The organism is Corynebacterium sp. MSK204 (assembly GCF_030229885.1).
Lineage (GTDB): Bacteria > Actinomycetota > Actinomycetes > Mycobacteriales > Mycobacteriaceae > Corynebacterium.
The window spans coordinates 92,712-104,685 of record NZ_JASPGQ010000009.1; the positions used below are offsets into that span (position 1 = coordinate 92,712).

Below are 11,974 nucleotides of genomic sequence, written 5' to 3' on the forward strand. Positions count from 1 at the left end.
TCCTTCTAAGAGTTGTTCATGACAAGGCGGCTGGTGGAACCGCCGGCAATGATCAATCCGACGATGAATAGCAGGAGATAGGTAGTCGGGTTATCCATGTTTCCGCTGGGAGAAGTCGCGGACTTGACCTTGAACTTGTTCGAGCCGTCCTCGTATCCCTGCGAGGAATCACCAGCATGCGCTGGGTCCCCGGCTGCGGCATGAGCTCCGCCCTTGGAAGCAGAGCCGCCCTTTCCGTTTCCGCCCGCGCCGGCGCCACCAGATCCAGAACCGGAGCTTGCTCCGCCGCCACCGGATACGGCGCCGCAATCAGCGCTTCCGCCCAAGGTGGCGTGGAAGCTCAATGGATCCAGCTGGGTGCCCGGTTCATAGAACTCAGCGAGGGCTTGGGAGCCGGTTTCAGAAAGCGATACCTCAGCTTCACCGGACACGGCGTCCGTGCCGACGTCGAGAGAAGTAAAGCTCAAGGTGCCAATAACAGCGTGCCCAAAGTCTTTCTTCTTTCCTTCCATATTGGAAGATCGCACGTCAGCGATAAGCTCGCCGGAATTGCCGTTGAAGGTGATTTCCAGGTTGGAGATGTTGAGGTCCAACTTGCCGTGGTGCCCGGTGAACTGCATGCTCCCGCCATACTGCACGGAGCCCGCGCCATCTTTTACGGCACCAGAGTTACCAGTGAATTGGAAACGGCCATTGTCATAGCCAACACCAGAGAGATCCCACCGGCCTTGGGCAATGGATCCGGTGATATAGGATTGGAAGGATTTCTTTAAGCCCCACTGAGCGGTGGCTTGCGTAACCCCAGTAGCCTCACAGACGGCATCGCCCCCGCCAGGTGCTCCCGCGCCCGAATTACCTGAGCCCGGGGCGCCGGAGTTCGCAGATTCGGAGTGCGCAGGACCAGTTCCCGCTGCTTTGCCAGCTCCTGAGGCGCCGCCGCCTCCGCCCGAACCAGAGTTGCTCGGTGATGAATTTCCCGCTGCAGAGTTAGTAGAAGCCGAGTTTCCTCCAGCGGAGTTCGACGTACCCGAAGCAGAACCATCCGAATTCGAGTTTGATCCACCCCGGTTGTTGAAAGACTCCAACTCATCCAGAAACGCCTGGGTATTGCCCATGAACGTAGTAATCCCGTTCATCGTGTCATTGGTTTCAGACAGGATGTCCATGGCTTCCTTGTTAAAGCCCGTGAAGGAACCTGTAATGGACGTCAATGGACGCTTCTCACCCGAACCGGAACCGGAGCCAGATCCGGATCCAGAGCATGATCCGTCGAGAGCAATGCTGCCGGAGGACGGATCTAAGGCTTCACCTGGCTGGTAGAAGCCGGTGAAAAGCTTGGCCCCGCCGGAAGTCAGAGTGGTAGATCCAGACAAATCAACCTTCCCGGCACCATCGTTGACGGGGTTGGCCAGATTAATGGTGGCGATTACCTCATCATTGCCTTGGATCTTTTTACCGCGGCTGAGGTCTTGGCGGTTCATCTCATAGGAGACGTAGTCCACGGAAATCTGCGCCTGCTTACCAGAGGCCTTGACCTTGAAGTCAGACATAGTCATATCCAAGATCCCATCGTGGCCAGTAAAATTCAGCGTTCCATTGAACGGAATCGTGATGTTTCCACCGGATGCATCGGGCTTTCCTGCAGTAAAGACAAACGCGCCTTCGCCCCGTTCATCGCCCGTGAAGCCAATGCCGTTGGCCCCCCAACCACCGTGGGCGATATTGCCTTTGACGTAGCTGCGGAATGACTGCTTGATGCCCCATTTCCATGTGCAGGATTCATCTGCGTGGGCAACCGGGGCAGAAGACAAAAGTGGGGCGAATGCTGCGACGAGGAAAGCCGCGACGATGATGCCGAACGCCGACTTCCACAGTTTTCCAATCATATTGAGAACCTTGTTTTCGTGCCTAAAAATGATATAGGCTAAGCTTGCCTTAGTGAAGTAAGTGTATCCTGACCTAACTTCTTTTGATTGTCAATAAACCACCCCCTATAAGAAACAAAAATGCACAACGATCCCCGCAAAGACATCTTCAACAGCATCTATCCAGATGTCGATCCCACACAGAACTTCCCACTCACGATCGGTGAACGCTTATCCTTAGCGCTTTCCGTCGGCGTATTCATGTTCGGCGGCGTAAGCGGCAGCCTGCTCATCGCCGGCATTGGCCTGACCTTTGTGGTCGCCTGTTCCTTCGCCCTATCTCAAAAGACCCCGCGCCGCATCCGTGCGGAGGCGCGCAGCCGGTTCCCCCGGGAACCGTGGGCCGAACGGCCCAGTCTCCTCGTCCCCGCAGTATGGGCAGTCATCGCAGTAATCGCGGCCCTGGCGTGGTGGTTCACCCCCGTGAAATACCTCGCGTGGAGCGCGGGCACCATAGCCGTCATCGCCGCCGTTGCGACGTGGTTCCTCCCCACCGTGCAGCGCCGCCGCGCCCGGGCTGAACGCACAAAGCAGGACGCTTAAGTCACCCCAACACTCCTTGCCAGAGAAAACAAAAATAGGCCCCGACCTGCATTAACAGTTCGGGGCCTTGCGCGGTGGCGGCGGGATTTGAACCCGCGGTTGGGGGTTACCCAACAATCGCTTTCGAGGCGATCACCTTCGGCCGCTCGGACACGCCACCGCTTTCCAGACTACGGGAGGACCCCCGATGCAACAAAATCGCTGCGCCGGCACTAAGCCAGCGCAGCGATTTCGCTATGAAGGGACTCTAAAATTAGTCCTTCTTCAGGCCACCGATGATGTCGTTGGCCTTGTCCTTGATGCTGTCAGCAGCGTCGGACAGCTTGTCCTTAGCCTCGGAAGCGACCTGGTCGGCCTTGCCCTCGTTGGCTACGTCTTCGTTACCGGTTGCCTCACCAACAGCTTCCTTTGCCTTGCCTGCGAGGTCGTCCTTCTTGTTTTCCAAATCGCCCATTTTCTCTCTCCTTAAATGAGTCGCTTACAGTGTGACAGCTACTATACCCACTTTTCGCGCAGTGTGGTGAAGAATTTTTCTAGCAACGCCACACAGTCCTCTTCAAGCACGCCGCCGCGGACCTGTGGGGTAAAGGGGGCGGTGGGGGCACGCAGGACATCGATAAGCGAGCCGCACGCACCCGTCTTTGGCTCAAACGCGCCAAATACCAGCGAACTTATCCGCGCGGCTTGCAGGGCGCCGGCGCACATGGCGCAGGGCTCCAAGGTGACCACGAGCTCGCAGCCGGTCAGGCGCCAGCCATCGCCGTGGACGCGCACCGCCTGGCGGATGGCCTCGACCTCGGCGTGGGCGGTGGGATCGCGCAATTGCTCGCGACGGTTGACGCCGGTAGCGAGCTCGCGGCCGGTGGCATCATAAAGCACCGCCCCAACCGGCACGTCGCCGGCGGGGGTCTGGCGCGCCACCGCGAGGGCGCGCTGCATGCGTTCCTGCGCGCGCTGCAGGGGCCTAGGCGTTATCAATGACGTCTTCTAGCTCATCCCCAAAGCCCAGGTCGCCGGCAATGCGCAGGAGCATATCGGAGGGCCAATCGTCCTCATCATCGATGATGTAGCCCACCTGATCCTCGGATAGGCCCAGGTCAGCGAAGATATCGAAGTCGCCCTCGCCGTAGGGCTCGGCCTCTTCCGGGTCCACGTCTGGAATCTCATAGTCATTGAGCTCCATGAAGTCCGCGGCAAAGTCATCGTCAACGCCGTAGGTGGCATCCGAAATTAGCAATTTCACCCCGCCGGGCACGGGCCGCACGGCAATGAAGTAGGCGTCCTCGACGCAGAGAAGGGCGAAAGCTGCGCCTTCAGCGCGCAGGGCGCGCACCGCGGTGATGGAGGTTTGCGGGTCCTCAAAGTCATCATCGAAGCTGCGCACGACCCATTGTCCCTCGTTGCGGGCGACGGTAACCGCGAAAGAGTAATTTTCGTTGCTCATACCTCGTGAGATTAGTCGTGTTGTGCCACAATTGTCACCGTGAGTTCTCAAGATGTTCAACGCCCCATCTGCATTATCGGCCTCGGCCTCATCGGTGGTTCCTTGCTACGCGATCTCGCGGGCTATAACCACGACGTATTTGGATACAACCACTCGACGTCCGCCGCCCGCACCGCAGTCAAACAGGGTTTTGACGTCAATGATGATTTGCCGGCGGTGCTTAACCGCGCCGAGGTTGAAGAGGCGCTCATTGTGATCGCCGTTCCCATGACCGCGGTGGGCAGCGTCTTGGATGCCATTCAGGAACACGCCCCTAGCTGCGGCATTACGGACGTGGTCTCTGTGAAGACCCCCGTGCGTCAGCAGGTCTGTGACCGCGGCATGGAGGATCGCTACGTGGGCGGGCACCCCATGGCGGGTACCTCGAAATCGGGGTGGGATCACTCCCAGGCGGGGCTTTTCCGCCGCGCCGCGTGGGGCATTACCTACGATTACGCCGCCGAGTATGAGGCGCGCGGGGAAAAGGTTCCTAAGAAATGGATTGAGACTTTTACGGACGTCGTGCGCATGACCCAGATGGTGCATGCAGAGGCCGTGCCCATCCGCGTGGCCAACCACGATGCGGCGGTCGCCCGCATTTCCCACCTGCCGCATATCTTTGCGGAGACCCTGGCCACGGTGGGCGATAATGGCGGCATTTTGGCGCAGTCCTTGGCCGCCGGTTCCTTCAAGGATGCGACCCGGGTGGCAAGCACCCGCCCGGATCTCGTGCGGCAGATGTGCGAGACCAATGCCCCGGCCTTGGTGGAGGCCTTGGATGAGGCGCTGGAGCTGCTTCACGATGCCCGGGAGAAGCTCGCCGCCCCCAAGCCTTCCATCGCTGAGCTTGCCGATGCCGGCTACCGCGCCCGCACCCGCATCGAAGCTAGGTCGGGCGCGCGCAAGGAATCGGTCTCCCCGGTCAAGATTTCCTCCCGCCCGGTGCTGCGCCTGCACCCCGGCGGCCCGAAGTGGGTGGCGCAGCTGCGCCAGACCGAATCCTTGGGCGGGCGCATCGAGATTTTTTAGCGGCGCGACGTGCGGGCGACACCGTTGCCAGCACCGCTAGCGAAGGTGCGCGCGGCCGCCGCGGCACCGATAAGGCCAATGGCCGCTACCGTGAAGTAGATCCACGGGCGGTCGCCGCTGGTCTGTGGCGTTGCCTGCGGAGTAGGCGTGGTCTCCGCGGTCAAGATGGCGTCCTTATCCTTGCCGCTGATTACGCCGTCTACCCAGTCCTTGGCGCCTGCGAGCGTGGTGATAGCCGCGCTTGGGGAGGGCAGATCCGGGTCCGCATTGGAGGTACCCGCGGTAGCAAGGCCCGCAAGCTTTCCGCCCACGAAGAACGGTCCGCCAGAATCGCCACCCTGCATGCCGGCATTACCGGTGGAGTGGACATCGAGGATTGGGCTGCTGATCATCGGGGCCATGCCGCCTTGGCTAGGCTGCATTACTTCCCCACCGTTGCCGTCAGGCTTGACAATCTGCGGCTGCTCGGCGCCCGGCTTGGTGGCACCTGGCGAGACCACCTTGGGCTTATCCGATCCCGAACCAGATCCTGGCATCTTGACGCCCGGCATGGCTTCCTCAGCGGGCACGGACTCGTAGCCTTCTGGGGCTTCCTTGTCGGCGCCTGGCTTCTGTGCGGAGTCATCGCTTGGCCCGCCGCCCAGGATTTCGGAGACCTTCATCTCTGCCATCGGCAGCTGGCCCTTGCGCGCCATGGAGGAGCTGCTGCTCCAGCCATACAGGGTGCCAAGGTCGCCGGTCTCTGGAATATCGGTGGAGATCTTGGCTGGTTTGATATCGGTGACGGGCTCGGTGAGGTGGAGGAGTCCGGCATCGGAAAGCGGGGATAGCGCCCACGAATCCGCGTCATAGACCTTGCCTCCCAGGCGGGCCTGGGTGCCTTCGTTATTGACAGACTGCAGGCAGTGGCGGGCGGTAAGCACCCACTGCTTATCCACCAGCGTGCCGGTGCAGTCGCCGAAGTTGCCTATGCGGCCCATCTTGAGCGCAGCGACGGTCTGGGACTCGGCGTTATCGGGGGCGGGTTCGCCGTGCTCAAGGGCGCTGGCGGGGGCCGCCAGCATCCCGATGATGCCAGCGGTGGTCAAGGCGGTAGCAAATTTACGCGACATGTTAGTCCTTCTTTCCAGCAGGAACGGCGAGTTTAACGGCGATGGAGACGGCCTTTTCAAGCGGGCCTTGGCCCAGGAATTTCCGCCAGATGGTGGCAAGCACGAGGAATAGGCCAATAAATGCCCACGCCCACGCGGTGTTGTGCAGTGAGATGTGGCTTTGCCAGTAATAAGCGGAAAGCACGTGCAAGACATAGACGGTCAGGGACATCGTGCCCATTGCGGCCAAGGGGTAGACGAGCTTGGGTACTGCGCTGCCGATGAGCAGACACAGGTGCAGCACCACGGCTGCCACTGCAACGGAGAGCAGGATTTCGCCCGCGACACCGGTGTGGCCGGTAAAGCGCAGCCAGCTGGGAATATCCGGCTCGAAGCGGAAGTAGGTGCCAACCGCGGCAATCACCGCGCTGACCGCGGTAACAATCCACTGCAGCACCGTCCGGAAGCTACCTGGGCGGATGTAGACCTCAAAGAGCAGCATGCCGGCGATGAAATACGCGATCCATGCCAGCAGCGGATAGACCTGCGGCAGGGTAAACGGCGCGTAGTGCACGGTTGAGGCGATGGCGGCGACGAAGAAGAGGGCCAGCTTCCACCACACGTTCAGCGGTGGCACCCAGGAGACCACCATCATGGTGATACCCATGGCAACGAGCACGACCTGAATCTGCCCGCCAACCGGCAGCAGCGCCAGTCCGATAAGCGTAATGATGGCGCCACGGGCAATCAGGCGCAGCAGCGTCTGTACGGAATAGTTCTTGCCGATGAGCATCATCGTCACGCCGGCGACAATGGCAAATAGGGCGGCCGGAAGGCCCGACAATATGACCTTGGTGCTCCATACCAACGAGGCCATGTGCAAAATAATCATGCCAATAATGGCAAGTGAACGAGCCAAATCCAGCCCAACGATGCGCGATGATGTACTCACCTAGCACTCTCCTTCACGATGTGATGGGACGCAGCGGTCTTCACTACGGCCCATGTTTTTAACGACTCTCTTTTTCTACAACGCGAGTCTGGTAGGTTGCTGTATCAACACTTTACATGCCCTGTACCTTATAAATGCCGTTATTGGCCTGGTCAATCCTGCAATCCCACTTTCCCGCAACCGCACACGATCGCACCCAATTTCGCGGCGGCAACACACTCCGGAGAGCCCACCGCAGCGCGCATCATTGCCAACTGCGCGCATTTAATTCACCCCAGAAACCCGCACCTACCTGCCATTTTGCTATAGATAGCCTATTGCCCTCTCCATACCTAAACCCTGATAATTTCTTTCCTGCCAGAACGCTTCCTGGCACCTATGAAAAGCGCTCAAACTGCCTGGCAAATGGTCACGAAGTTGGGTCACTCTTCGTTTCTCCTCCCTAAATCAGCCGAGGTTGCGTCCACTAGTGTGGTGTATCTGTAACCCGTGGTAGGGCCTGACCCCAGAAAGTGGAGACACCACGCTTTCGGACGCAACCTACAGGGAGAGGAGCTTGAGGTTTGGAAAATTAAGACCTCAAAAATCGGGCCCCCAATAAACAACCGAGCCAAAAACAACTAACCGGATTACTCTCGCTTACGGAAGTTATGGGCCCTGCGCCAGACTGCGTAAGTTCCCGCAAGAAAAATAACCGCAAAAACTCCGGCAACCTTAAAATAAAATAAGCCGTTTTCTAGCCTGCGGAAGATGTCTGACGATGAGGTAGAATCCGTCTCGGCCAAGGTCTTAGCAACATATATCGCATTCAACCCGCCGATAACATAACCGAGACAGAGCAACAGTGATACACAAATCGCAATCTTTAACAGAACCCCTAAGGATGAATTGCGTGACACTGTTCTCCTTTATATTCTCCCATTACAAATAGACGTGCACATTCGGCATTGCCCTTAACTTCAAAATTTGAAATCCTCCATCGTGCGCATGACCGAAGGAGCAATCGTTGTGAGTTTTACCTTTGCGCGTCACATGGATCCCGTTTTCGTCCCTGTTTTGGCAGTTTCCACCAAAGACGGTTTTGAGCCCTTCTTGTCCCCCTATACTGTTTCCGCTTGAGCCATTCCGGACGAGGCAGGAAGTAGCAGCCGAGAAGACAAAAGAGAAGCGGCAGTTTTTAATGTTTTGTTTATAACTTTCCTTTCCGTACGCGACGACTTACTTAAAGTAACATAAATTGACACTCTTGGTAACGATTGTCATCATCCCGATCCTGGCACCCATTACTGGTGTTAGCAGTTCGGGCCCGACCCCAGATGATGGACACTGCGAGACTCGGGCCTTTTGCCGTTTAACCCGCCTCTTGAGTTCAGAGGGTCGTTGCAACACTTTCCCTTAGGAGGGTGTTGTTGTGCCTGGAGTTGTTGGCCCGTTTCATTCGTTGTCTGAGTCGGATCGTCGTAGCTTGGTGGCCATGGTTGGCAGTGGACGTAGCGTTCGCTCGGCTGCTGGTGAGCTTGGTGTTAGCGGACATGAAAAACTGACCGGAGGCGGACATGAAAAAGTCCGCCTATGGCCATGAGAAACTGACCAGTGGCGGACACGACGGGGGTGGGGCGTGTTCGAAGGGTTGTCTTAGCCGGACGGGGTGTGTATGCGAACTATGCCCTATGGGTTAGCGCTTTGTTGTGGCGTCGATGTAGCGCTGGGATTCTCCTTCGGTTTGGATGACGATGGCGTGGTGCATTAGCCGGTCGATGGCGGCGTTGATCTGTGTGGGGCGTACCTGCGGCATGAGGTCGGCGAACCGTGACGGATGCGAGTTCGAGGTAATCGCCAGCGAGGTGTGCTGGTAGGTCGCTTCAATAAGCGCGAGGAATCCGTTGGCTTCAGCGACGGTAACGTCGAAGTATCCCACGTCGTCAAGGATGACTAAGTCCAGTTTGGCGAGTTTCGAAAAGCCTTTATGCGGGTCCAAGTCCGCAGCGTGCCGGTTAATGAGCTGGCCGAGGTTCTTCATTGTGAGCCACTTGACCTTCTTGCCGCGTTTAATCAGCTCGACTGCAAGTGCTTCGGTGAGCATGGATTTGCCAGTGCCTTGTGGCCCGCACAAAACGAGGTTGTCGTGGCGGTCCACCCAGTCTAGGGCTTTGAGGTGTTCTTGGCGTTCTACTGGGATGGTAGACCTGGCTGGGTCCCACGCGGCGAAACTTACCCCGGTAGGAAGTCCAGCATTTTTACGCCTGGTGACTAGCGCTGACTTGGCCCTGCTGAGTGCTTCTGCTTCGACAATGGTGCCTAGAAATTCTTCCAGGCGCCGGCGGTGAGCGTCATTGTCACATGATTGAAGGTAGTCAATGGCGGCACTTTTAAGCCCGGGTACTCGAAGCCTGGTTAGTTGTGCGGCAAGCCCTGCGGGAAGCTGGTAGTTGGGTGCGCTCATTTAGAACCATGCCTCCTCGTGCTCGTCGGCCTCGTGGTGTGAGGTCTCAGGTGGTGTGGGTGTGTAGAACCCGTCCCAGGAGTTCGAGGCATGTTCGATGGTTTCAGGTTCTGGGCCCTCGATATTAAAGGCCGTGCCGATTTTGGCAGCTAGGGCGTTGACTGGGTAGTTATCTGCCATGGCTTCGATATCGGTGCTGGTGATAAGGCCCGCGTCGATCGCGGCGCGAGCGATGTCATCAGCGAACCACTTCCCGCGCGTAGCGGCCAGCGTGACGAACAAACTCATGGTGTGTTTGATTTGCGGTGCGTGGTGGGCAACCCCGAAGCGCAGCCACGCTTCGGCACCGGGTCCGATGGCAAGGAAGTCTTTTTCTAGTTTCGAGCGAGGATTGACCTTGTAGTGGCCAGGCTCAGGCCGCTGGAAGGAGAAATGGTTCGGGTCAATCCGGCTGTCGCCGCGGACTCCTTTGACATGGCGTGCGACTTCTTCCACCCCGTCGATGTCGTGGAAGTAGATTACGACCTCATTGACGTCTGGGCTGGATTGTTCTGTGATGTAGACTTGCCGGCCCATGAGTTCTTCAGGCACTGAGTACACCGCGTGCTGGTAGGTGATCATGGGCGTATTCGCCGGCACTTTCCGCAGTTCACCGAAGACACTAGGATGCGTGTCCACAGGCAGTGGGCCGAGGTGTTTAGCTTCGACTTCACGCAGTACTTCTGCAGGAACAAGCCCGGTTGTACGGTGTGGTCGGGCGTTGATCTTGTCCATAAATGCCTGGCATGCTGCTTCGAGCTGGCCGAAGGTCTCGTAGGCGTCCACGAGATTCGTATCGCGGGGAAGGATGTCGTCTTTGGCTAGGCGTACGGCGTATTCGACTCCGCCTTTCGTGGCAGGGTCTGCCGGTGCACAGAATTGGATACTAACGCGGTAGTGCGACATGAACGATTCCATTGTCGGATTGAACTCCGGCAGGCTTGCGTGACGGCCTACAACTACGGTTTTCTCATTATCCGTGAGCACAAAGTCGGGTACTCCGCCGATAGCCCGAAAGCACCGGTCTAAGGCAGCGAGTACGGTAGTCATCTTTCGGTTACGCAGGGCAAAGACGACGCGGAATCGCGAGTAGGCAACCCAGGCAACAAACAGCACGGTCTTCTTGCCATCGACTACTGGGCCGTCGCCGAAGTCGTACTGGAGCCATTTGCCTGGTGCGGTTACCCAAGGCTGGTGTGCGCGCCGCGATGACGAGAGGCGGTATTCCTGTCTGAGTGTCGCGACGATGCGACGCGTGGTGCGCTGGCTTCCTTCAAAACCACGGTCCAGCAAAGCCTCGTGGACCACGTCGGCGCGGATCTTTCCGCCCGAGTTGGTGATCAGTTCCTTGATGAATCCACGGTGCGCATCCGTAATCGACGGACGTGGCCCACGCGCTGGCGGTGCGTCAGCGTGAGCGCGCACCACGCGTAGAACCGTGTTGTGCGAGACGTTGAGCTCGTCGGCGACAGCACGCGCATTTTTTAAAATGGCGTAGCGAGCCAGAATTTTCTGGCTTCTTCTGGAAGACTGCATAAAGGGTCTTCATCCTTTCGATAGATATGTCCGGCTAGACACTTCTATCGAACACTGGATGAAGACCCCCTTTGTTTTCTACCCCCGGATAAAAACTCCCCAAACCCCTAAATCCCGTGTCCGCCACTGGTCAACTTTTCATGTCCGCCAACACTTGGCTGTCATTACGTGCATGCTTTGAATTTTTGCCATGCTCACGGAGTGCCAGTCATATATAAAGCCAAACGAGTTGATCGCCGCGGTAGCCAGGCTTTACAGCTTGTAGAACTAGTTCAAGGCGGACTTTCGGTACACCAAGCCGCCAAAACGTGTGGAATGCATCCCACCGCTGCGTATGCTGTTGCTATAGAAGCCGGGTGCATATCCGGCAGTGTGGCGGAGTTTGAGCGTTCGATTATTCGTGAGCGTCAGGCCGAAGGTATTGCCAAGGCGAAAGCCCGCGGTGTCTATAAGGGGTGTGCGAAAGTCCTCGACGAGGAACAAGTAGCGCTGGCGCGCACGTGGGTGAGGGAGGGGATTCCGAAAGCAGAGGTTGCCCGCCGCCTCGACATTGGGCGCACCACACTGTATAAGTACCTCAACCAGTAAGGCCTGACGCACCCCGCAATACCGGTTGCTATAGGTATTGCTATGCCGGTTGCTATTTGTAGGGAACGGCCTACGACGTCAGGGAGGTGACCGATGGGTAGACACTCATTGGATACGTCCGGTCGCAAAAGAAAAGACCTTGACGTCACGAAGCTTAAGCGGCTCGATGTGGCAATCAAGGTCATAGCACTTGTGACCGTAACGGTGAAGCTAGTTAACGCCTTGCTTCACTTGGGTCTTTAGGTCCGATAACCTCAACCAACTTGGACTGAGGTTACCCTCGTTTAGTGGACACCCGATTAGTGCGGATCTTGTGTCCGTAAGAGAGGATGTTCATTGTGAGTC

The 11,974-nt window shown here is 57.8% G+C and carries 11 protein-coding genes and 1 tRNA gene; 3 read left to right on the forward strand and 9 right to left on the reverse strand.

The window, feature by feature from the left end; translation table 11 throughout:
* Positions 1–5: 5 nt before the first annotated feature.
* Complete coding sequence (locus tag QP908_RS07340; protein WP_239270026.1) at positions 6–1,886, reverse strand: HtaA domain-containing protein; 1,881 nt, start codon at positions 1,884–1,886, stop codon at positions 6–8.
* A gap of 120 nt (positions 1,887–2,006) precedes the next feature.
* Between QP908_RS07340 and QP908_RS07345 the strand changes: the two genes are divergently transcribed.
* Complete coding sequence (locus QP908_RS07345) at positions 2,007–2,468, forward strand: hypothetical protein (RefSeq protein WP_239270027.1); 462 nt, start codon at positions 2,007–2,009, stop codon at positions 2,466–2,468.
* Between the two features lie 72 nt (positions 2,469–2,540).
* On the opposite strand, the gene QP908_RS07350 is transcribed toward QP908_RS07345, so the two are convergent.
* The 4 genes from QP908_RS07350 to QP908_RS07365 form a co-directional block, all read right to left on the reverse strand.
* Positions 2,541–2,628, reverse strand: a tRNA-Ser gene (locus tag QP908_RS07350).
* Positions 2,629–2,721: 93 nt separating this feature from the next.
* Entirely contained in the window at positions 2,722–2,922 is a 201-nt protein-coding gene (locus tag QP908_RS07355; RefSeq protein WP_239270028.1) for a CsbD family protein, read from the reverse strand.
* Positions 2,923–2,963: 41 nt separating this feature from the next.
* Positions 2,964–3,428, reverse strand: coding sequence for a nucleoside deaminase (locus tag QP908_RS07360; protein ID WP_370657800.1), 465 nt, complete (start codon positions 3,426–3,428; stop codon positions 2,964–2,966).
* 4 nt (positions 3,429–3,432) lie between these two features.
* Positions 3,433–3,912: a tRNA adenosine deaminase-associated protein gene (locus tag QP908_RS07365; protein ID WP_239270030.1), complete on the reverse strand. Its 480-nt coding sequence runs from the start codon at positions 3,910–3,912 to the stop codon at positions 3,433–3,435.
* 39 nt (positions 3,913–3,951) lie between these two features.
* Between QP908_RS07365 and QP908_RS07370 the strand changes: the two genes are divergently transcribed.
* Positions 3,952–4,980, forward strand: coding sequence for a prephenate dehydrogenase (locus tag QP908_RS07370; RefSeq protein ID WP_239270031.1), 1,029 nt, complete (start codon positions 3,952–3,954; stop codon positions 4,978–4,980).
* On the opposite strand, the gene QP908_RS07375 is transcribed toward QP908_RS07370, so the two are convergent.
* From QP908_RS07375 to istA, 4 genes are all read right to left on the reverse strand, one after another.
* On the reverse strand, positions 4,977–6,092 hold the full coding sequence (locus QP908_RS07375; protein ID WP_239270032.1) for a trypsin-like serine protease: 1,116 nt from the start codon (positions 6,090–6,092) through the stop codon (positions 4,977–4,979). The two genes, QP908_RS07370 and QP908_RS07375, sit on opposite strands and share 4 nt — an antisense overlap.
* A gap of 1 nt (position 6,093) precedes the next feature.
* Positions 6,094–7,023 carry a DUF418 domain-containing protein gene (locus QP908_RS07380; RefSeq protein ID WP_239270033.1) on the reverse strand — a complete coding sequence of 310 codons (930 nt, stop codon included), beginning with the start codon at positions 7,021–7,023 and terminating at the stop codon, positions 6,094–6,096.
* A 1,675-nt stretch (positions 7,024–8,698) separates the two neighbouring features.
* Positions 8,699–9,466, reverse strand: coding sequence for an ATP-binding protein (locus QP908_RS07385; RefSeq protein WP_239270034.1), 768 nt, complete (start codon positions 9,464–9,466; stop codon positions 8,699–8,701).
* Positions 9,467–11,041, reverse strand: a complete 1,575-nt coding sequence (istA, locus tag QP908_RS07390) for an IS21 family transposase (protein ID WP_284771996.1) — start codon at positions 11,039–11,041, stop codon at positions 9,467–9,469.
* A 168-nt stretch (positions 11,042–11,209) separates the two neighbouring features.
* Between istA and QP908_RS07395 the strand changes: the two genes are divergently transcribed.
* Positions 11,210–11,629, forward strand: a complete 420-nt coding sequence (locus tag QP908_RS07395) for a helix-turn-helix domain-containing protein (RefSeq protein ID WP_349819922.1) — start codon at positions 11,210–11,212, stop codon at positions 11,627–11,629.
* Positions 11,630–11,974: the final 345 nt, after the last annotated feature.